General features: G+C 62.4%; 19 protein-coding genes and 1 pseudogene. 11 read left to right on the top strand and 9 right to left on the bottom strand.

Features of this window, described 5'->3' with window-relative positions; translation table 11 throughout:
* Positions 1–295: 295 nt before the first annotated feature.
* Positions 296–2,248 carry a potassium transporter Kup gene (locus tag AWB82_RS15670; protein ID WP_235023314.1) on the top strand — a complete coding sequence of 651 codons (1,953 nt, stop codon included), beginning with the start codon at positions 296–298 and terminating at the stop codon, positions 2,246–2,248.
* A 170-nt stretch (positions 2,249–2,418) separates the two neighbouring features.
* Here the strand turns inward: AWB82_RS15670 and AWB82_RS15665 are convergent, their stop codons facing one another.
* On the bottom strand, positions 2,419–2,637 hold the full coding sequence (locus AWB82_RS15665; protein WP_086968675.1) for a hypothetical protein: 219 nt from the start codon (positions 2,635–2,637) through the stop codon (positions 2,419–2,421).
* A 53-nt stretch (positions 2,638–2,690) separates the two neighbouring features.
* Positions 2,691–2,897 carry a hypothetical protein gene (locus AWB82_RS15660; RefSeq protein WP_086968674.1) on the bottom strand — a complete coding sequence of 69 codons (207 nt, stop codon included), beginning with the start codon at positions 2,895–2,897 and terminating at the stop codon, positions 2,691–2,693.
* A 142-nt stretch (positions 2,898–3,039) separates the two neighbouring features.
* Between AWB82_RS15660 and AWB82_RS15655 the strand changes: the two genes are divergently transcribed.
* On the top strand, positions 3,040–3,399 hold the full coding sequence (locus AWB82_RS15655) for a hypothetical protein (protein WP_086968672.1): 360 nt from the start codon (positions 3,040–3,042) through the stop codon (positions 3,397–3,399).
* Positions 3,400–3,448: 49 nt separating this feature from the next.
* On the opposite strand, the gene AWB82_RS15650 is transcribed toward AWB82_RS15655, so the two are convergent.
* The gene (locus AWB82_RS15650) at positions 3,449–4,033 is read right to left on the bottom strand and encodes a glutathione binding-like protein (protein ID WP_086968670.1); all 585 of its coding nucleotides are present in this window, start codon (positions 4,031–4,033) and stop codon (positions 3,449–3,451) included.
* 241 nt (positions 4,034–4,274) lie between these two features.
* On the opposite strand from AWB82_RS15650, the gene AWB82_RS15645 reads away from it, so the two are divergent.
* Positions 4,275–5,393, top strand: coding sequence for a GGDEF domain-containing protein (locus AWB82_RS15645; protein ID WP_086968668.1), 1,119 nt, complete (start codon positions 4,275–4,277; stop codon positions 5,391–5,393).
* A 7-nt stretch (positions 5,394–5,400) separates the two neighbouring features.
* Here the strand turns inward: AWB82_RS15645 and metE are convergent, their stop codons facing one another.
* A complete protein-coding gene (gene metE / locus AWB82_RS15640; protein WP_086968666.1) occupies positions 5,401–7,692 on the bottom strand; it encodes a 5-methyltetrahydropteroyltriglutamate--homocysteine S-methyltransferase in 2,292 nt (763 codons plus the stop codon).
* Between the two features lie 114 nt (positions 7,693–7,806).
* On the opposite strand from metE, the gene AWB82_RS15635 reads away from it, so the two are divergent.
* Complete coding sequence (locus AWB82_RS15635) at positions 7,807–8,715, top strand: LysR family transcriptional regulator (RefSeq protein ID WP_086968664.1); 909 nt, start codon at positions 7,807–7,809, stop codon at positions 8,713–8,715.
* Between the two features lie 3 nt (positions 8,716–8,718).
* On the opposite strand, the gene AWB82_RS15630 is transcribed toward AWB82_RS15635, so the two are convergent.
* A complete protein-coding gene (locus AWB82_RS15630) occupies positions 8,719–10,374 on the bottom strand; it encodes an ATP-binding protein (protein ID WP_086968835.1) in 1,656 nt (551 codons plus the stop codon).
* A 266-nt stretch (positions 10,375–10,640) separates the two neighbouring features.
* Here AWB82_RS15630 and AWB82_RS15625 point away from each other — a divergent pair, with 266 nt between their 5' ends.
* Positions 10,641–11,180, top strand: coding sequence for a DUF4142 domain-containing protein (locus AWB82_RS15625; protein ID WP_086968662.1), 540 nt, complete (start codon positions 10,641–10,643; stop codon positions 11,178–11,180).
* Positions 11,181–11,226: 46 nt separating this feature from the next.
* Complete coding sequence (locus AWB82_RS15620) at positions 11,227–11,610, top strand: DUF1801 domain-containing protein (RefSeq protein ID WP_086968660.1); 384 nt, start codon at positions 11,227–11,229, stop codon at positions 11,608–11,610.
* On the opposite strand, the gene AWB82_RS15615 is transcribed toward AWB82_RS15620, so the two are convergent.
* Entirely contained in the window at positions 11,607–12,434 is an 828-nt protein-coding gene (locus tag AWB82_RS15615; RefSeq protein WP_086968658.1) for a class I SAM-dependent methyltransferase, read from the bottom strand. The genes AWB82_RS15620 and AWB82_RS15615 overlap by 4 nt on opposite strands.
* Before the next feature lie 243 nt (positions 12,435–12,677).
* On the opposite strand from AWB82_RS15615, the gene AWB82_RS15610 reads away from it, so the two are divergent.
* The 3 genes from AWB82_RS15610 to AWB82_RS15600 all read left to right on the top strand — a co-directional run bounded on the left by AWB82_RS15610 (position 12,678) and on the right by AWB82_RS15600 (position 16,999).
* Positions 12,678–14,873 carry a TonB-dependent siderophore receptor gene (locus AWB82_RS15610; RefSeq protein ID WP_086968833.1) on the top strand — a complete coding sequence of 732 codons (2,196 nt, stop codon included), beginning with the start codon at positions 12,678–12,680 and terminating at the stop codon, positions 14,871–14,873.
* Between the two features lie 122 nt (positions 14,874–14,995).
* A complete protein-coding gene (locus AWB82_RS15605) occupies positions 14,996–16,012 on the top strand; it encodes an ABC transporter substrate-binding protein (RefSeq protein ID WP_086968656.1) in 1,017 nt (338 codons plus the stop codon).
* Positions 16,013–16,051: 39 nt separating this feature from the next.
* Positions 16,052–16,999, top strand: coding sequence for a TauD/TfdA dioxygenase family protein (locus AWB82_RS15600; RefSeq protein WP_086968654.1), 948 nt, complete (start codon positions 16,052–16,054; stop codon positions 16,997–16,999).
* A 35-nt stretch (positions 17,000–17,034) separates the two neighbouring features.
* Here AWB82_RS15600 and AWB82_RS15595 read toward each other — a convergent pair whose 3' ends face one another.
* Entirely contained in the window at positions 17,035–17,544 is a 510-nt protein-coding gene (locus AWB82_RS15595) for a DUF2165 family protein (RefSeq protein ID WP_086968831.1), read from the bottom strand.
* 292 nt (positions 17,545–17,836) lie between these two features.
* Here AWB82_RS15595 and AWB82_RS15590 point away from each other — a divergent pair, with 292 nt between their 5' ends.
* Positions 17,837–19,420: an alanine/glycine:cation symporter family protein gene (locus AWB82_RS15590; RefSeq protein WP_086968652.1), complete on the top strand. Its 1,584-nt coding sequence runs from the start codon at positions 17,837–17,839 to the stop codon at positions 19,418–19,420.
* On the opposite strand, the gene AWB82_RS15585 is transcribed toward AWB82_RS15590, so the two are convergent.
* Both AWB82_RS15585 and AWB82_RS15580 read right to left on the bottom strand, forming a co-directional pair.
* Positions 19,417–20,166, bottom strand: coding sequence for a carbonic anhydrase family protein (locus AWB82_RS15585; RefSeq protein ID WP_086968650.1), 750 nt, complete (start codon positions 20,164–20,166; stop codon positions 19,417–19,419). The genes AWB82_RS15590 and AWB82_RS15585 overlap by 4 nt on opposite strands.
* 110 nt (positions 20,167–20,276) lie before the next feature.
* Positions 20,277–21,173: a LysR family transcriptional regulator gene (locus AWB82_RS15580; RefSeq protein ID WP_086968648.1), complete on the bottom strand. Its 897-nt coding sequence runs from the start codon at positions 21,171–21,173 to the stop codon at positions 20,277–20,279.
* Between the two features lie 227 nt (positions 21,174–21,400).
* Between AWB82_RS15580 and AWB82_RS15575 the strand changes: the two are divergent.
* Positions 21,401–21,492 (top strand): annotated as a pseudogene (locus AWB82_RS15575) (succinate dehydrogenase, cytochrome b556 subunit); the annotation flags it as partial.

Below are 21,492 nucleotides of genomic sequence, written 5' to 3'. Positions count from 1 at the left end.
CCTCTGGAAGTTGGCGAATTGATGTTTTGCAATGCCCGGACTGTACGCAATGAACGAAGAAAATGGCGTGAAGATGTGTAAGCAACGCTTACGCTTGATTACGCGAATTGAAACGACGTGGCGCATGCGCTTAAACACAAATAGCGCCTCACGCACTGAACGAAAACATGCGAGTCGTGCGTTCTCTTTCACGGTGTAAGCATTCTGGCGCACCCGGCGCAAGACCTTCGTGTGAACGGGCGGAATAGCTTTTGCTTGGACGTTCCGCACGGCATGACGAAGATGCACACGTCGAATGACAACCACATCGAACGATGCTCCGCGCCCCGCGCGCGATGGCGCGAACCAAGCCCGCGAACGTCGGCCAGCGCCCGCGCCGAAGAAGGCGCTGACGGGTCTCATGCTGGGCGCGCTCGGCATCGTGTTCGGCGATATCGGCACGAGCCCGATCTACGCGCTCAGACAAGGCGTGACCGAAGCGGGCAGCGTCGATGCATCGATCGTGATGGGCATTCTCTCGATGATCGTGTGGGCCGTCGTGATCGTCGTGATGGGCAAGTACGTGTGCTACGTGATGCGCGCGGACAATGAAGGCGAGGGCGGCATCGTCGCGTTGACGGCGCTCGCACGCTCGGGCTACGAGCAGCAAGGACGGCGCGTGCCGCATCTTCTGCTGATGGCGGGTTTGTTCGGCGCGGCGATGTTCTACGGCGATTCGATGATCACGCCCGCTGTCTCTGTGCTGTCCGCGGTCGAAGGCCTGAGCCAGGTGAGCGCGAAGTTCGAGCCGTTCATCGTGCCGATCGCGGCGGCGATTCTCGTCGCGCTATTCCTCTTTCAATCGCGCGGCACGGCGGTCGTCGGCAAGGCGTTCGGGCCGGTCATGTTGCTGTGGTTCGCGTATCTCGCGGCGGTGGGCGTCTATCGGATCGTCGAGCATCCGGACGTGTTGCGCGCGCTTTCGCCCGCTTATGCGTGGGCGCTCGTGATCGCGCATGCCGGGCTCGCGTTCACTATTCTCGGCGCGGTGATTCTCGCATTGACGGGCGCCGAAGCGCTCTATGCCGACATCGGTCATTTCGGCCGGCGCGCGATCCGGCTTGCATGGCTCGTCGTCGTGTTTCCGGCGATCATCGTTGGATACTTCGGGCAGGCCGCGACGATCCTGCATCAGCCTGGATCGGCGAAGCAGCCGTTCTTTTTCGCCGCGCCTTCGTGGGCGCTGATACCGACCGTGCTGATCGCGCTGCTCGCCACCGTGATCGCATCGCAGGCCGTGATTTCAGGGGCTTTCTCGATGACGAGCCAGGCGATCGAACTCGGCTTTCTGCCGCGTCTGCGTGTGATCGAAACGTCGACGTCGCAACGTGGGCAGGTTTATGTGCCGGCCGTGAACGCGGCCCTGTTCGCCGCCGTGATGTTTCTCGTGCTCGTGTTTCGCAGCTCCGACAGGCTGACGTCCGCGTATGGCATCGCGGTCGGCCTCACGATGCTGATCACCACGGTGCAGATGGTCAGCGTCACGCGCAACATCTGGCGCTGGTCGTGGCTCGCGGTTGCGGCGCTCAGCGTGCCGCTCATCGCGATCGATGGGCTGCTCGTCGCGGCGAACGTGCACAAGATTCCGCAGGGCGGCTGGTTTCCGGTCGCGATCGGCATCGTGTTGTTCGTGTCGATGGCGACATGGCATCGCGGGCTCGAACTCGCGCAGATGCATTCGTCGCGTGCACAGCCGCTCGCGGAGTTTCTGCGCCATGTGCTGACGAGCGGCGAGCGGCCCGCGCGCGTGCCCGGCACGGCCGTTTATCCGGGCAGCACGCAGGGCGCGACCCCTTCGGCGCTCGCGAGCAACGTGCGCCATAACCGCGTGCTGCACGAGACGACGGTGATCTTCGCGAACCGCTCGGAATCCGCGCCGCGCGTCGATGAACATACGCGCATCGAAGTGCGCGATCTGGGCGCGGGCTGCTATGAAGTGATATCGCGTCATGGCTTCGTCGAGCGGCCGAATCTGCCGCGCTTGCTTGCATCGCTCGACGGACAACTCGGGCAATGGCGCTTCGATCCGAAGCACACGACATTCTTTTTGCCGCGCGACGAGGCGATGCCCGGCTGCTCGCACGGACAGATGGCGCGCTGGCGCGAGCGTCTCTTCGGCGGGATGTCGTTTCACTCGGCGTCGAGGGCGGAATACTACGGACTACGAAGCGAAGATGTGGTCGAACTCGGCGTGCAGGTCGTGCTCTGACTACGGCACGACGAATGCGGGCATCTCCCTGACGATCGATCGCGCTTCCCAACCGACGCCGACGAGCGGATGCACACCCCGACGCCCGATGGCGATCCACCGAATCAAAGGCCGCCGGAGGATGTCCGCGCGGCTTCGTCTTCGCATTAGCTAGGCGCAAGCTCGTGCATTCACTGCGCCGCGTCGCCGGCCGGCAGCATGTCGGCCTTTGCATTCGCGTGGGTTTTGGCCGCCTGCATCGCCGCTTCCGGGCTTTCCAGAGGACGATCGCGCATTTCGGTGTAACCGTCCGCATCGACGGTGTAGGACCAGGTGCATTGACCAGTCGGATCGTGATCGATCGTGATCTCGACGTGATGCCCGTTGCGAACGTAAGTCTCGGTAGACATGATGTGATCTCTCGTTGAATGACATGCGCGATGCATGAACGCTTGCCGTGCGATCAAGGCTTGTTTGAATCGGGCGGAACGGGGTTCTTGTCCTGGCTCGACGGCAATTCGTTTTCCGATGCCTCGTGCGTGCGCTTGTCGCGCTCGTCGAGTTGACGTTGCTTCGTGTCTTGCGACGATGCCGGCGCCGAATCGTCGCGACCCACGGGTTCGTCCATGTCGTCGGCGGTGGCGTGCGGAACGGGCTTATCTGGCGCCATGATGGCCTCCAAAAACGTGATGCGGCGCGCGGATGCGCGCCTTCGTATCGGGCGAAGCAAGCGTCGGACCCATTCGCATGGTGTCGACGGGTTCGCGGCTTGCCGCGCGAATCATCGAGCAGCCATTCAGGGAAAACGAGCGATGAAAATTACCGATCAGGATCAGCGCGTGGAGGAATTGCAACTGGCCATGTCGCGCGCCTTCGAAGCGCGGAAGACGCCTGCCGTGGGCGTGCTGGACGATGGTGACGACGTGGTGATCAACGTATCGTGGGTCGTGGAGACGGGACGCGACACGACGCTCGACGCGCGCTGCAGCGCCCCGTTGCGGGTCGCGTCGCGTCAGTTCGAACGCTACGGCGCGATGGACATGGCCCCGCGCCGCATCGTGCAGGAACGCGATGCGTTCGACCGCTCGCGCGCGGATCAGGCGAACGCGAACGAATGCTCGCTCGATATCCGCGCCGCCGACGACTGGTTCGACACACCGGAAACGCCTTGACGCGCTCGACGGACCATGGATCGCGCTCGGTTGCGTCCCATGCGACGCGTCATTCAAGCCCTTCGTGCTCGAACGCGAGCTTCACGGCGGGCCGCTCGCGCATGCGCTTATAAAAACCCTGAAGTTCCGCGGGCATATCGACGCTCATCTTCTTGGCCCAGGTCAGCATCGTGAAAAGATAGGCATCCGCGACGCTCACCTCGTTGCCGAACAGATAATCGCCGCGCATCGTCCGGGCGATGAGCGCAAAACGCTGGCCGATCTTTTCGCGCGCCGCCGAAGCTTCCGCATCGGACGTCGGGCGGAACACGCGTCCGAACTGCTTGTGGATCTCGGTCGAAATGAACGCGAGCATTTCGAGCAGACGCAAGCCGCCATCTTCGCCGGAAGGGGCAAGCGATGGCTTCTTCTGCGCGACCCACGAGAGAATCGCGATGTTCTCGGTGAGACGCTTGCCGTCGTCGAACTCGACAACGGGCACATAACCCTTTGGATTGATGTCACCGAATGGCGTGCCGCTTTCCGTGAGCTTCGTCTTGAGATCGACTTTCACGCGGTCGAAGTCCAGGCCTGCTTCATGCATCGCAATGTGATCGGCGAGACTGCATGCGCCGGGGGAGTAATAGAGTTTCATGATGCGCGTCTCCTTTCGTAGAGGCTGTGCCTGGGAAGCCATCCGGCGAGCAAGGCGCATGCCGCGAAAAGGTGAGCCAGACCAGCGGACTAAAGTTTCGCCGCGTGCGTGCCGATGATATGAGAGCGCCGCTTTCGTAGCGATAGAAGGCGGCGGGTATGATACGGCCGTTCAACGCGAGGCGCGGTTCGCCGTCGATGACGGCCGATGTCCCGACTATCGCGCGCGTGGCGGGCTTTCCATGTTCCACACACCTGACACTGAAACCTTACGCCTGTGCAGCGTGCTCGCGAGCACGGCGTTCGGGCTCGTCTTCGCGCTGGTGCGCTTCGGTCGGCGGATCGAGCCGGAGTTCGTGCACTGGTCGGCGAGCGCGTTCCTCTACGCGGCCGTGCTCGTCGGCTTCGAGCCCGCGCGCGGCCATCCGCTCCTGATCGGCTCGCTGCTCGGCGCGCTCGCGGCCACCAACATGCTGATCATCTCCGGCTTGCGCGCGTTCGACGGCAAGCCGCCATTCCGTTCATGGATGCTCGCGCCGATTCTGATCTGCGTCGGCGCGCATGTCCTGCCGGGATGGATTGGCGGTCACCGTCCGGTTCCGTCGATGTTCACGCACGCGGGCGACACGATCAGCGTCGCGCTTTCGGCCGCGATCACCGGCGCGATGCTCTGGTCGAGCGGGCGGCGCGAGCAAAGCCGCGCGCGGCGCATTGCGGGCCTCGCGATGCTGGCCTATCTGCCCGGCTATGCGGTGACGCTCGTGGCCTACGCGTGGTGGGCACCGCGCTTCAATTACCTCGCGCTGATCCCCATGCTTTCCGACCAGTTGCTGCTCGGCGTGCTCAACCTCGCCCTGCTGGCCATTCCCGCCGAACGCGCGCAGCGGCGTTTGCGCGACGCCGCGCTGCGCGATCCGCTCACGGGCGTCTGGAACCGCGCGGGCTTCGACGTCCACGCGAAGCGTCTCGCCGCGCCGGGCGCCGCCGTGCTGGCCATCGATCTCGACCATTTCAAGCAGATCAACGACCGGCACGGCCATCTCGCGGGCGACAACGTGCTGATCGAACTCGCGCGGCTCGCGGGCGCGGAAGTCGCATCGCTGGGCGGCGAATTCGGGCGGCTCGGCGGCGACGAATTCATCGCGATTCTTCCGACCTCGCGTGCATCGGATGCGCAAGCCTGCGCGAACCAGATCCACGCGGCGTGCCGCAAATACACCGAAGGCATGCCGGAATGGACGACGAGCATCGGCGTATCGCAGATCGGCGCGCAAGATGCGAGCTATCAGGACGCGTTGCAACGCGCGGACGTCGCGCTGTATCGCGCGAAGCTCGCGGGCCGCAACACGCTGACCGTCTGAAGCACGATCACGCCGATGCTCGCAGCGCATGCGCGGCTGCGACCATGTTGCGCAGCGCGGGAATCACTTCGTCCCACTGACGCGTCTTTAGACCGCAGTCGGGATTCACCCACAGACGCTCGGCCGGAATCCGCTCGGCCGCCCGTTTCATCAGCGCCACGATATGCGTTTCGCTCGGAATGTTGGGCGAATGGATGTCGTACACGCCCGGCCCGATCTGATTCGGATACTTGAAGTCGTCGAAGGCATCGAGCAGTTCCATGTCGGAGCGCGACGTTTCGATCGTGATGACATCGGCGTCCATATCCGCGATGGACGCGATGATGTCGTTGAACTCCGAATAGCACATGTGCGTGTGGATCTGCGTTTCGTCACGCACGCCGTTCGCCGCGATGCGGAACGCCTCCACCGCCCAGCGCAGATACTCGCGCCATTGCGCGCGGCGCAGCGGCAGGCCTTCGCGCAATGCGGCCTCGTCGATCTGGATCACGCGCACGCCGGCCTGTTCCAGATCGAGCACTTCCTCGCGGATCGCGAGCGCGAGTTGCTGGCACGATACCGAACGCGGTTGATCGTCGCGCACGAACGACCAGTTCAGGATCGTGACAGGACCGGTCAGCATGCCTTTCATCGGCTTCGTCGTTTGCGCCTGCGCGAAGCGGGTCCATTCGACGGTCATCGGCTTCGGGCGGCTGATGTCGCCGAAGAGGATCGGCGGCTTCACGCAGCGCGATCCGTATGACTGCACCCAGCCGAACTCGCTGAACGCATAGCCGTCGAGTCGTTCGCCGAAGTACTCGACCATGTCGTTGCGTTCGGCTTCGCCATGCACGAGCACATCGAGTCCGAGCGCTTCCTGTTCCTTCACCGCGCGCGTGATTTCGCGCTCCATCGCGGCGTGGTAGGCGGCTTCATCGAGCTGGCCGCTTTTGAACTGGCTGCGCGCATGGCGGATTTCGCTGGTTTGCGGAAACGAGCCGATGGTCGTCGTCGGCCAGGCGGGCAGGGCGAGCAACGCGGCCTGTTTCTTCGCGCGGGCTTCGTATGCGCTCGCGCGCTGGCCGAGCGCCGCGTCTATGTTTGCGAGCGCGGCCTTCACCGCCGGGTTATGCACGCGCGACGAAGCACGGCGGCGTTCGATCGCGGCCACGTTGTGCGCGAGCGCGTCGGCGACGCAAGCGCGGCCTTCGTTCAAGGCGCGCGCGAGCACGTTCAGCTCGTCGAGCTTTTGCAGCGCGAACGCGAGCCACGATTTGATTTCGGCATCGAGCTTCGTCTCGCTCGCGAGATCGACGGGCGTATGCAGCAACGAGCACGACGGCGCGATCCACAACCGGTTGCCGAGCGACGCGTGCAACGGTTCGAGCCAGTCGAGCGCGGCGTTCAGATCCGTCTTCCAGATGTTGCGGCCATTGATCGCGCCGACCGACAGCACCGATGTATCCGGCAGCAACGACACCGCCGCGCTTGCTTCGTCGCGTGCGTTGATGGCATCGATATGCAAGCCGTCCACCGGCAGCTTGCACGCGAGTTCGAGATTCTCCTGCAACGGGCCGAAGTAGGTCGCGAGCAGAAGGCGCACGCGCCGCGCCGAGAGCGCATCGTAAGCGGTGTTGAAGGCGTCGCGCCATCGCGCATCGAGTTCGGTCACGAGCGCGGGTTCGTCGATCTGTACCCACTCGATGCCGAGCGCCGCGAAGTGATCGAGCAGCGCGCCATAGACGGGCAAGAGGCGCGGCAGAAGCGCGAGCTTGTCCGAGTCGTCCTTCGCCTTGCCGAGCCACAGATACGTCACCGGCCCGATGATCACGGGCTTCGCATTCACGCCGAGCGCGCGCGCTTCGCCGAGCTGCTCGACGAGACGCGACGTATCGAGCGTGAATTGCGTCGCCGCATCGAACTCGGGGACGATGTAGTGATAGTTGGTATCGAACCACTTCGTCATCTCGCCTGCGGCCACGCCGCCGCAGCACGCGGCATGTTCCCCGGCGTTTTCGGACGAGCGCCCGCGCGCGACGCGGAAGGCGTTGTCGAGCGCATCGCCGTGAAAGCCGCGCACGCGTTCGGGCAGATTGCCGAGCGTGAAGCTCATGTCGAGCACCTGATCGTAGAACGCGAAATCGCCGGCCGGAACGAGATCGAGGCGCGACTGATCCTTCCAGTGGCGCTCGCGCAATTGCGCGCCGACCGCCTTCAATTCGTCGCGCGAAGACTGGCTTTTCCAATAGCTTTCGAGCGCGAACTTCAGCTCGCGTTTTGCGCCGATGCGCGGGAAGCCCAGGTTATGTGTCGTGACCATCGTTGCGTGTTCTCGTCGAAATGAGAGTGGATGCAGGCGATGATAGAATTTTCGATGCATGAATAAAAATGGTTTAATTTCATGCATCGATTAACTTTATTCATGGAGACGACGATGCTCGAACGCGCGCATCTCATGGTCGTGCGAGAGGTCGAGCGTCAAGGCTCGCTGACCGCTGCGGCGGACGTGCTCAATCTCACGCAGTCGGCGCTGAGCCATACCGTGAAGAAGCTGGAGCAGCGGCTGGGCACGCCGGTGTGGACGCGCGAAGGACGCACCATGCGGCTCACGCAGGCGGGGCAGTATTTGCTCGGCCTCGCGAACCGCATGCTGCCGCAATTCGAACTGGCCGAAGCGCGCATGAAGCAATATGCCGAAGGCGAGCGCGGCACGTTGCGCATCGGCATGGAGTGCCATCCGTGCTATCAGTGGTTGCTCAAGGTCGTGTCGCCGTATCTCGCGCGCTGGCCCGATGTCGATGTCGACGTGAAGCAGCGCTTTCAGTTCGGCGGCATCGGCGCGCTGTTCGGTTACGACATCGACGTGCTCGTGACGCCCGATCCGATAAAGAAGCCAGGCTTGCGCTTCACGCCCGTGTTCGATTACGAGCAGGTGCTCGTCGTGCCCGAAGAGCACGCGCTCGCCGGTGCCGCTTACGTCACGCCGGAGCAGGTCTCGCAGGAAGTGCTCATCACGTATCCCGTCGAGACCGATCGCCTCGATATCTACACGCAGTTCTTCGCGCCCGCGAATGTCGTGCCGCGAAGGCACAAGACGATCGAGACGACCGACATCATGATGCAGATGGTCGCGAGCGCGCGCGGCGTGGCGGCGCTGCCGCGCTGGCTCGCGGAGGAATACGCGGACCGTATGCCGCTCGCCGTGCTCAAGCTCGGCAGGAAGGGCATTGCGAAGAAAATCTATCTCGGCACGCGCGAGACCGATGCAGGCATCGACTATCTCGCTGCGTTCATCGCGCTTGCGAAGAAGGCGGACTGGGCGAAGGCGCGCGTGTCTCGTTGACGTTCAGCGCCGCGCGTCGAGCGCATGGCGGATCGTGCGTGCGAGGTCATCGAAGGTGAAGGGCTTTTTCAGCAGCACGACGCCTTCATCGAGCCGCCCTTCGTGAAAGATGATGTCGCGCGTATAGCCCGATGCAAACACCACGGTCGCGTTGTATGGCGGCGCGCTCGCAATCTTCGCGAGCGCGCTTGCACGGAGGGTGCCGGGCATCACCACGTCGCTAAAAAGTAGATCGACGTTGCCGTGCTTTTGCAAGACCGCGAGCGCCGATTCCGCGGTTTGCGCGGACAGCACCTTGTAGCCGAGTTGCGCCAGCATGTCGATGGTCGCGAGGCGCACTTCGGCATCGTCCTCGACCACGAGCACCACCTCGCCGCCGCTGGACGCGCGCGGCCTCGCGCCATCCGCAGTCATCGATTCGGTCTGCGTGCAGCGCGGGAAGTACAACGCGACGGACGTGCCCGTACCGAGCTGCGTTTGCACATCCACGCAGCCCGCGCTTTGCGACACGAAGCCGAACACCATGCTCAGGCCGAGGCCCGTGCCCTGACCTTCGGCTTTCGTCGAATAGAACGGCTCGAACATGCGGGCTTTTACGCTGTCGGACATGCCGGCGCCGTCGTCGGTCACGACGAGCTTCACGTAATCGCCCGGGGGCAACGCGAGGCCGCTCGTGTTCTCTTCGCCGATGGTCGTGTTCTCGACCTCCAGGAGAATGTTGCCGCTTTCGTGAATCGCGTCGCGCGAGTTGATGACGAGATTGAGCAGCGCGTTTTCCAGTTGATGGCGATCGACGAACAAATTCCAGGCGCCGCACGAAACCGATGTCTTCAGCTTGATCGATTCGGGCAACGCGCGCTGCAGGAAATCGCAAATGTTCGCGAATAGCTTCGCGGCATCGACGACGGCGGGATTGAGCGGCTGACGCCGCGCGAAGGCGAGCATCTGCGCGGCGAGCTTGCCGCCGCGCGTGACGGCTTCGCTCATCACGCGCAACCTGCGCGTGAGATCGGGCTGGTCGCGCGTGACGAGCTCGATCAACTGCAGGTTCGCCGAGATGATCTGCAAGACGTTATTGAAATCGTGCGCGACGCCGCCCGTGAGATTGCCGATAGCTTCGAGCTTCTGCACCTGACGGAATCGCTCCTCGGCCTCGACGCGCGCACTGACCGCTTCCGCGACGCGCTCTTCGAGCGTCTGCGTGAGCTTGAGCAGCTTGTCCTCGGCGAGCACCTTGCGAGTCGTCTCGACGACGACGGCCAGCACACCCGCCGGATGACCGTCGTCTTCGGCGACGGGGCTGTAGTGCAGATCCATCCAGACGTCTTCGGGCTGGCCATTGCGATGCAGCGTGAGACGCTTGTCTGAGTAGGACAGCGTCGCGCCCGACAGACACGTGTCCACGACATTGCGATTGAACGCGGCGATCTCCGGCCATCCTTCCTCGACCGGCCGGCCGAGCAGAAACGGATGACGTCCCGCGGCGAAACCCGCGTAGGCGTCGTTGTAGATCATCGTGCCGGGTCGCCCCCAGAGCATGACGAGCGGTACCGGCGAGGCAAGCAGAAGCTGCACGGCGGCCCGCAGACTTTTCGACCATCGATCGATCGGGCCCATTGCCGTGTTTGACCAGTCGAAGCCGGCGATACGCGAGGCCATCTCGCCGCGCCAGCCTTCGCAGTCGAACGATGAGTCGGGCCAAACCGTTTCAGGTCTCATAGCGATGAAGGATAGATTGATGTGCCGTCTTGGACCGAAGGCTACATCTTAGTTCAAGCGTGCTCTTAAACTCCATACTGGACGAGGCTTTGCAGGTTATCGGCGCACCGAAGGCTCGCGTTCGAACAATAAAAGCAAGCTATTCGGACAGCGGCGCGCATGTTTCGGGGTAAAGTCGTCGCCGTCGACATGATCGGGAGGCGCAGATGAACGGCAGGCGCATCGCGGCGGCGCTGCTATTGCTGCTGTCATGGACGGCTTATGTGCAAGCAGAACAGCCGCCGCTTACGGATCAACAAATGCTGGGCGTGATTTTCGTCGCCGATCAGGCCGAGATCGCTGCGGCGAATCTCGCGTTGCGCAAGACGCGCTCCAATAGCCTGCAGGTATACGCGAAGCGGATCGTGTCGGAACATGCGCAGGTCAACCAGGAGATCATGACGCTGACGCAGCGATTCGGCACCCAGCTGCAACGCAGCGCAACGAGCGACGCATTGACGAAGCAAAGCGCCGACGAGATCGCCGAACTCGACGAAGCCAGCACCTACGATTTCGACGAAGCGTATCTGGAGCACGAAGTCGAGTTTTTGCAGAAGCTGGTCAATACCGTCGAAGCTTATATCCGCATGGCGCGAAGTGCAGAAGCGCGGACCTTGCTGATCCGCTCGCGCCCGTCATTCATCTTTCATCTCGATCAGGCGCAACGGCTGCAGATCACGATAGGCAGCCCGGGCCTTATCCGCTGACGTCGCTATAGAACCATAACCAGCACGCCAAGGCACGGAGAAACGCATGAATGCATCGGAACGAATCGACGCGCTGATCGCAGGCATCGCCGATTGGCGCGGCGAGACCTTCGCCAATGTGCGCAAGATCATCCTCGCGGCGGACGACGGGATTGTCGAAGAGTGGAAGTACATGGGCAGCCCGGTCTGGTATCGCGACGGCATGATCGCGGTGGCCAACGCGCATAAAGGCAAGGTGAAGCTCACGTTCGCGCACGGCGCGAGCCTGCCGGACCCCGCGAAGCTCTTCAACGCGGGCCTCGAAGGCAACGCGCGGCGCGCGATCGATTTCTTCGAGGGCGACAAGATCGACGCGCGCGCGCTGAAGAATCTCGTGCGCGCGGCTATCGAATTGAATCAGACGAAATCGAAGAAGAAAGCGGCCGGCTAGGCCACGCGCGTCCATGCGCCGATGAAAGCCGGCGGCTGCATCACGCCATCGAGCGCGACGACCTCGTCGCGTAATCGCTCGGCGAACGTGTCGATGCCGACCGCATCCGCGTTCGCGATGCCGAAGCGCTCGGCGAGCGGCAGCAACGTGCGCAGCACTTCGGTCAGATATTGATACGCGAACGAGTCGGGACCGCCTTCGAAGCGCGCCGAAAGCAGCATGCGCGGGCCGGGCAGGCCGGCGCGTCGAAACGTCGAATACAGCTTCGATCCCATGTCGGTCTCGACGCCCGCGCGCCGAAACGTCTCCTTGATCCAGTGCAGGCCCTGCGCGCATAGCGGCGATTCGGGCAGCGAGCGCGCCGTGCTCATATCCATCTCGTGAAACACGAAGAGCGTGCCCGTGCCCGCCTGCTCGGCGAGGCGGCGCAAGGTCGCGACGGGATCGGGCAGATGCAGCAGGATCAGACGCCCGATGATCGCATCGACGGGTTCGCCGAGATCGAAATCCGCGACGCTCGCAACTTGAAATCGCACATGCCCGAGGCCAGCGCGATGCGCACGCTCGCGCGCCTTTTCGATCACGCCGGACGCCTGGTCGATACCGAGCACCGAGCCGCCCGGCCCCACGAGCGACGCGGCGAGGAACGAAACATCGCCCGTGCCGCAGCCGAGATCGAGCACGCGCATGCCGGGCGCGAGCCCCGCGCGACGCAGGATATCGTCAGTCAGATCGGCGACGAAGCGCGCCTGATTTTCAAGGCGCTGTACTTCTGGATCGGAATGGCCGAGCACGTAGCCACTGCCGGAGAGAGAAGAGTTCATGGGCGTGATCTCGCCATGTTGGGCTGAATGACGGCCCGGCGACCTCGCTTTTCATGGTAGTGGCTGCGCGGCGGATTTCACGTCCCTGAGCGGATTATTTCAGCCGCCTTTCAGCGACGGCTTCGTTTCCAGACTAAAAATTCTGAATCATTTCTTTACAAAAACAAAACATCCAGTCAAAATTCGCCCGCAAATAATAACGATTCGCATTCACGCACGCTACGAGATCCAAGAGAAATGAGCATGAGATCAGAAACGACGAGTCCGGTCGCGATGCGGCCGTTGAAACTGGCCGCCCTGCTGCTGTTCGCGGTAGCGCCGCTCGCCTATGCGCAATCGGCGGATGCGCCGTCGGGCGCATCCGCCGCCGCGGCTTCGAAAGCGCCCGCCGAAAGCGCGCTTCCGGCCGTGAAGGTCACGGCGCAAAACGCGGACGAACCGTATGGTCCGACCAAAGGTTATGTCGCGAAGGAATCGACCGCGCTCAAGACGGGCACGTCGTTGCTCGAAACCCCGCAGTCCGTCTCCGTCGTCACGCGCGAGCAGATGGATCAGCAGCACGCGCAGACGCTCAACGCGGCCGTGCGCTATGTCTCGGGCGTGACGCCAGAAACGCGCGGCGGGATCGCGACGCGCTACGACATGCTGAAGGTGCGCGGTTTCGATGCCGACAAGTACTGGAACGGTCTCAAGCTGCTCGACAACGGCTGGTACGCGGTGCCGCAGATCGACCCGTACATGATGGAGCGCGTCGAAGTGCTCAAGGGCCCGGTGTCGGTGCTCTACGGCCAGGCGGCGGCCGGCGGTCTGCTCGATCAGGAAAGCAAGATGCCGACGGTCGTGCCGCTGCATGAAGTGGGCATCGAGTTCGGCAACTACGCGCACAAGGCCGCCAAGTTCGATTTCTCGGGACCGATCGCGGGCGATGACCGCTATCTGTTCCGCATCACAGGCGTTGCGCGCTCGGAAGACGGCCAAGTGCAATCGACGTACAACAAGCGCATCGCGATCGCGCCGTCGTTCACGTGGCGTCCGGACAACAAGACTTCGCTCACGTTGTACGGTCTGTATCAGCACGATCCGGACAGCACGTCGTACGGCAGCGTGCCGCCGCAAGGCACGGTGCTCTATAACCCGAACGGCAAGCTGCCGAGCGACTTCTACGACGGCGATCATAACTTCGAGAGCTTTAATCGCGTGCAGGAAGCGATCGGCTACAAGTTCGACCGCAAGCTCAACAATGCATGGACGTTCCGCTCGAACGGCCGCCTGCTGCATCTCGCGCAGGACTACAAGAGCGTCTATGCGAGCCAGCTCGAAGCCGATTTGCGCACGCTGGATCGCGGCACGGCGGCGTCGAAGGATAACCTCAACACCGTCTCGCTCGACAATCAGATCGAAGGCAATATCTCGACCGGTCCGATCGATCACACGGTGCTGTTCGGCTTCGATTACCAGCATTACGCGAGCAACTTCGATGCGGGCTTCGGCACCGCGCCGCCGCTCGACATGTTCGCGCCGAACTACAACCAGGCGATCACGCCGCCGGACCGCTATCACCAGGTACTGAGCGGCACGCAATACGGCGTCTATGCACAGGATCAGGCGCGCTGGGGCAACGTGATCCTTACGCTCGGCGGACGCGAGGACTGGGCCAGCAGCGATTCGAACAACACGACGTATGGCATCGTGTCTCATCAGTTCGATCGCGCGTTCACGGGTCGCGCGGGCCTTACGTATGTGTTCGCCAACGGTATCGCGCCGTATGTCAGCTATACCGAATCGTTCACGCCGCAAGCGGGCACCGATATCAACGGCAATCAGTTTTCGCCGGAGAAGGGACGTCAGTATGAAGTCGGCGTGAAGTTCCAGCCGAAGGGCTACAACGCGTTCTTCTCGGCCGCGCTGTTCGATCTGACGCGCAAGAATCTGCTGACGGTCAATGCGGATAACCCGAATTTCCAGTCGGCGGTCGGCGAAGCGCGATCGCTCGGCGTCGAACTCGAAGCGAAAGCGAGCCTTACGGATTCGCTGAACGTCACGGCAAGTTATACGTATCTCAACACGAAGTACACGCAGGACAACAGCGGTCTCGACGGCAAGTTCCTTCCTGCCATTCCGCAGAATCAGGCTTCGTTGTGGGCGTATTACACGATCAATCGCGGGCCGCTCGCCGGTCTCTCGATGGGCGCCGGCGGACGTTACACGGGCACGACGTACAGCAGCGACAACAGCTTCAAGGTGTCGAGCTTCTTCCTCGTCGACGCCACGCTGAACTATGATCTCGGCCGCGCGTCGCCCCAGTTGAAGGGCCTCGAACTGTACGTGAACGCGCAGAACCTCTTCAACAAGGAATATGTCGCGTCGTGCTACTACGGAAGCTGGTGCGCGTTCGGTTATGGACGTCAGGTGTTCGCCGGCATGAACTATCACTGGTAAGCACGTGAGCGCCGCCCTGGCGCTTATCGCGAACGAAGCTATCCGTATCGGGATTTCTTCGTTCGCGTGTGAGGAAGCGGCTAGTACATTGATCGCTCGCCGCTCTTCCACGATCTCACCGCATGACCACGACGACTTCATTGCATCGCTTGTTCTCCGCGCTCGCGTTGATCGCGGCGTTTGCGTTGCCGACTGATCGCGCGCATGCCGAGGGCAAGGTGAACGTCGCCGATCAATACGGCATCGGTTCGCTCCTGCTCAAGGTGGCGAAGGATCAGAAGCTTATAGAGAAAGCGGGCGCTCGCACGGGACTCGATATCGACGTGCAGTGGAACACGCTCTCGGGCGGCGCTTCCGTGAACGACGCGCTGCTGTCGGGCGCGGCGGATATCGCGACCATCGGCATCGGGCCTTTGCTGACTATCTGGGACCGCACGCGCGGGCATCAGGACTTTCGCGCGATCGCGGCGCAAAGCGCGGTGCCGGTGTATCTCGTGACGAACGATCCGCGCATTCGCAGCATTAAAGATATCGGCGAGAAGGATCGTATCGCGGTGGTGTCCGTCGCCGTCTCGCAGCAGGGACGCCTTTTGCAGATGGCATCGGCCAGGGCTTTCGGCGACGCCGACTATGCGCGTCTCGATCGCTTCGAAGTCAACATGCCGCACGCCGATGCGACGACCGCGATGTTATCGGGCAACTCAGTTATAGATCTGCATTTTTCCAATGCGCCGTATCAGTATCAGGAACTCGAAGACCCGAAGATTCACAAGGTCATCAGTTCCACCGATATCCTCGGCGGGCCGTCGACGGGTAGCGTCGTCGTGACTTCCGACAAATGGCGCAAAGACAACCCGAAGACTTATGCCGCCGTGCGCGCGGCGCTCGACGATGCGGCGAAGCTCGTCGAGAAGGACAAAGCTCAGGCGGCGGCCATCTACATTCGTCAGGACGGGTCGAAGCTTTCGCCCGCATTCGTCGAACGAATCTTGAACGACAAGGAAGCGAGCTTCGCGACCGCGCCGCAAAACACGCTGCAACTGGGCACGTTCCTGCACAAGGTCGGCGTGATTCGCCACGAGCCGAAATCATGGCGCGATTATTTCTTCGCGGAAGACGCGAACGCGCAGGGCAGTTGAGCACGTCTTTCATTCATCCAATATGAAAAGGAATCCGAAATGAGTGCTGTGGCAATCGAGAACGAAGCGGATGTGACTGTCAGCCCGCTATCGGCGTATATCGGCGCGGAGATCGGCGGCGTCGATCTCACGCGTCCTTTGTCTTCCGCACAGGTCGATGCGATTCGCGCCGCGCTGCTCAAGTGGCGCGTGGTCTTCTTTCGCGAGCAGTTCCTGAGTCACGAGCAACACGTCGCGTTCTCGGCGCAGTTCGGCGAGCTCACGGTCGGGCATCCGGTATTCGGCCACGTCGACGGCCATCCGGAGATCTATTCGATCTCGAAGTTTCGCAAGGCCACGCGCTTCGAAGGGCAGTCGGTCTTGCGTCCGTGGACGGGCTGGCACACGGATGTGACGGCCGCGGTGAATCCGCCGTTCGCATCGATTCTGCGCGGCGTGACCATTCCGCCCTATGGCGGCGATACGCAATGGACCAATCTGGTGATCGCGTACGAGAAGCTGTCGGCGCCGCTGCGCGCTTTCGTCGATGGTCTGCGCGGCTTGCATCGTTTCGCGCCGCCGCAAGGCGCAAACGGCACCGATGCGTTCACGAAAGCCGTGACGAATCACACGCTCGTGAGCGAGCATCCGCTGGTGCGCGTGCATCCGGAGACCGGCGAGCGCGCGCTGTATGTGAGTCCGGGTTTTCTCAAGCACATCGCGGGACTGGCGCCGCGCGAAAGTCAGGTGTTGCTCGAACTGCTGTGGGAGCACGTGACGCGGCCGGAGTTCACGGTGAGATTCAAGTGGGAGCCGGGCAGCATCGCGTTCTGGGACAACCGCGCGACCGCGCATCTCGCGCCGACGGATATCTTCGATCTCGACTTCGATCGCCAGTTGTATCGCACGACGCTCGTCGGCGATGTGCCGGTGGGACCGGACGGTCGTAGCTCGGTGGCGATCGAAGGCACGCCCGTGGGAGCGGCGGCTGCGGTGGCGTTGAATTGAGGGTTATCGACTGCCGAGTCGAATCGAGTCGGCGATCATGTTCGTTCGCTCGGCGGTTGAGGCGCTTCGGCACGCGTCACGAAAATCAATATCACAAGAAACGTGATGAAGAAGCGGAACGCGCTCTCAGTGCCGTTCCATTGCTGTGACTGCCACATGGCGAACCATTCACCGCCGATCGTCATGAAGCAGACCTGCCAGGTGAGATAGCCGAGCGTGAGACCCGCGATTGCCCAGCGTTTGGCTCGCGCGAACGCGGCGTTCTCTTGCCGCAGCGCACGGCACATCGCGGTCGCGCCTGCCCAGCAAAGAAGCGCGGTGAGCGTTTCGAGAAGAATGATCGCGTCATAGCCGAGATGCTGAAGCATTGGCGACGTGATCGCGCGATACATATTGGCGTTGCCGGGGAAGGTCGTGTCCATCCGCATGACGTGCTCGACGAATTGCAGGTTGCTGCCGTAATCCGTCAGATTGCCGAAGCTGACGAGCGAGGCGAGCAACGCCATCGAAGCGACGACGAGAAGTTTCGCGAGCCGTTCGGTCATCTCGTTCTCCAGACGCGTTGTGAACCCGATTATGCGAGAGAAGAATGAGATGAGCATGATCGTCCAGCGCAACTAACGGTCTCGATTTGCCTTCGCACTTGTCGCTCAAGTCCAGATTCGCGGCCACCGAAATTTACGGCCCGGCAGATGGCCGGCGCGGAGCCGTATAATCGCGACCTTGCATACGTTTGCGTGCCCCTGAAAGCACGCCCGCCAGCTTCGAACGACGCTGGTTCATCAACATTCCGAACGCCTGTCGCAGACAGGCCGAAGCAAGAAAGGAACGCCCCGCGTGGAAAGTCTCTTCCAGTCCGTGAATGCATTGTTTGCCTGCATTGCGCCCATCTCGGATTTCTTGTGGGATTTCCCCACCAATTTCAAGGCCTATTCGCAGATTCCCGTACTCGGGCAGTTTTCGTTCGCGATTCTTTTGCTCGTCGGCGTGGGCATTCACTTCACCATTCGCACGCGCTTCATCCAGACGATGAACGTCGCGCGGATCGTGCGCATGATGTTGCGCAAGCAGTCGTCGAAAACCGGAGTGAGCGCACTTGCGTCGTTCATGCTCGGGCTCGCGATGCGCGCCGGGCCGGGCAATATCGTCGGCATCACGGGCGCGATCTCCGTGGGCGGACCGGGCGCGTTGTTCTGGATGTGGGTGGCCGCGTTCTTCGGCATGGCGACCGCGTTCATGGAATCGACGCTTGCGCAGCTCTTCAAGGAGAAGAAGCACGACGAGTTCGTCGGCGGTTTGCCGTTCTATGGGCGGCGCATTCTCGGCGACAAACGCTTCGTCGGCACGTTCCTGTCGCTCGTATTCATCATCTACGCGCTTTTCAACGTGCCGCCGCAAACGTTCAACGTGTTCACCGCAATCGGCACCATCGCCGACACGGTCACGGGCACGCATCTCGCGCGTCAGTCGACGGTGTATTACGTCATCGCGGCCGTGCTCGTCGCGGCGTGCTCGTTCATCATCATGGGCGGCATCCGCCGCGTGACCGCTTACACCGATGTGCTCGTGCCGATCAAGGCGACGCTCTTCTGCGCGATGTCGCTCGTCATCATCCTCATCAATCTGCCGCTGATTCCGTACTTCTTTCATGAAGTGATCGTCGGCGCCTTCGCACCGCACGCGCTCTTCGGCGGCGCGATCGGCACCGCGCTCGCGCAGGGCGTCAAGCGCGGGCTGATGTCGAACGAAGCGGGGCAGGGCACCATCACGATGGCCGCGGCGATCGCCGACAACGAGCACCCGTGCGAGCAGGGTTTCGTGCAGAGCCTCGGCGTGTTCTTCGACACGATGGTCATCTGCACGATGACCGGCTTCATCGTCGTGATGGCGCATGTGTGGACCGGCACCGTGGACGGTCAGGCGTGGGAATCGGTGAGGGCGTCGAAGATCACGGTTTATCTCGCGTCGGTCGAAACGCTCGTGCCGGTTTCCGTCGCGCATGTCGTGAAGATAGTGATGTGCGCGTGTTACGGGCTCTTTGCGTTCACCACCTTGCTCGGCATGATTTCCTTCGCCGAAATCTCGGCCAACTTCATTTCGCGCAGGCGAGGTTTCATCACCGGCATTCGCGTCGTCGGCTCGCTCGTGTTCGTGCCGTTCGGCGCGCTCACCGTGCTCGCCGGACTCGAATTGCCGAATCTCTGGGCGCTGTCCGATCTGATGAACATCGTGATGGTGCTGCTCAACGTGCCGATCTTGCTGATCGGGCAACGTCTCGTGTACAAGGCGCTCGCGAACTATCGCTCGACGCGCAGCGGACCGTTCGTGTCGGAGGATATCGGCGTGCGCACGGATTACTGGTCGGCGCAGCGTGGCGTCGCGACGAAACAGGAAGCGCTTCGCGAGCCCGTCGAGAGTTAGGAACCGAAGAACTCCACCGCGCCCGTGCTCAGGTTGTACATCGCGCCGGCTATCTTGATGGCGTGCTGCTTCTCCATGTCGCTCAGCACGGCGCTTTCACTGCGAATCTGCGCGATGGTCAGCTCGACGTTCTTGCGCGCCACCTTGTCTACGAACGCGTAGTTCGTCGCCGAGCGCTCGCCGTCGTACTGCGTTGCGTCCACGGCGGGTTTGATGCGCGCGAGCAGCGCCGTGAGATGACCGAGTTCGGCATTGGCGATCGCGCCTTTGATCGCGCCGCACGACGTATGCCCCATCACGAGCACGACCTTCGCGCCCATCAGCTTGCACGCGAACTCCATGCTGCCGAGGATATCGTCGTTTTCGATATTGCCCGCGATACGGCAGTTGAAGATATCGCCGATACCGAGATCCATGATCACTTCCGCGGGCGCGCGCGAATCGATGCAACTAAGCAGCACGGCCGCGGGATATTGTCCCTTCGCGCTCGTCTTCTGTTCGGCCAGGTAATTACGCGGCTTGCGCTCGCCTCTGCGAAAGCGCTCGTTGCCGCGCTGCATCGCGGCGAGTATCTGCGCGGGCGTCATGGCATCGCGCTGCGCGTGAGTGAGCGCGTCGGCGTGAGCGGATGTCGTGAGAAGCGGCGGCCCGGCAATTCCGGCGATAGTTGCACATGCAACTGATTTGAGAAAACCCCGGCGGCACGCGGGCGTGCATTGCAGCGGATGCTTCATAACTTCGCGCATGATCTCGCTCCTCGATCGAACGGGATTCGGCCTTCTGACGCTCTTCCTGCGAGCTGAAGTGTTGGACGAAATTGCGTCGAATGCAATGCGCGCTTGTTCTGATGACAACGTCAGGTCGATGACGTAACGACTCGCCGTGCGATATCCAGAAAGTTGGCGGTCTTGGCGGCTGTCGCGTCGATGCGCGACGCCAGCGCGAGACGAATCGTGATGGCGCTGCCGAGCGCGTCGGTGTAGGCGACGCCATCGACCTGAATCTGGCACACGGACGCCGGCACCAGCGACACCCCGAATTCCGCCGCGACCAGATTCACGACTGATGAAAGCTGCGGCGCCTGCTGCCCGGCGAGCGGCTCGAATCCCGCTTCACGGCACGCGCCGATAATGACGTCGTGCAGCGTTGGGCTTGCTTCGCGTGGGAGCATCACGAACGGATCGTCCGCCAGCGCCGCGAGCGGCACCTTGCGCTTTTTCGCGAGCTTGTGCGTGGCGGGCAGCACGATTTTCATCGGCTCGATCGCGATGTGATTGATCTGCACGCCGGCGGGCGACTGGCTGCCGAGACGAACGAACGCGACATCGACACGGCCGGCGTCGAGATGCGCGAGCAGTTGCGCGGTATTGCCCTCGGTGAGGGTCAGCGTGACGTTCGGATAAGCCTGACGATAAGACCGGATGAGCTTCGACACGACCGGATTGAACGCCGCCGATCCCGTAAATCCGATATTGAACTGCCCGATCTCTCCGCGCCCCGCGCTTTGCGCCTTTTCGACGGCGAGACGCGCGTCGTTCACGAGACGCTTCGCATCGACGGCGAACGCTTCGCCGGCTTCCGTCAGCACGACGCCATGCCCCGTGCGCCGGAAGAGCCGCACGCCAAGTTCGTCTTCCAGTGCGTGAATCTGCTGGCTGAGCGGCGGCTGACCGATGCCGAGCCGCTCGGCCGCGCGCGTCACGTTGCGCTCTTCGGCAACGGCCAGAAAGTAGCGGATATGGCGCAGTTCCATGCGATAGTCGGTAAAACAGATTTCAGAAAGACGAGATAGATATTGGACAGTATATCAATCGAGCGACAAAATACCGCTATCGCGCAGTGCGCGGGCTGGAACTATCCCCGAATACATCGCCGGTCGCCCGGAAACGCGAATCAGGCATGGCGGGTCGCGCCCGTGTCGAGCATGTGGCGTGCATCGGCGGCGCGCGAATCGTCAATCAGTTTGGGAAGGGGTCTAACGTGGCTGAAGCATTGAAAAAACCAAGGCCGGAATACCGGAACATCGGGATCGGCGATATCGCGAAGTATCGCTTGCCGCTTGCGGGCAAGAT

It is taken from the genome of Caballeronia glebae (assembly GCF_001545035.1).
GTDB classification, from domain to species: domain Bacteria; phylum Pseudomonadota; class Gammaproteobacteria; order Burkholderiales; family Burkholderiaceae; genus Caballeronia; species Caballeronia glebae.
This window is presented reverse-complemented; position numbering and strand designations above follow the sequence as displayed.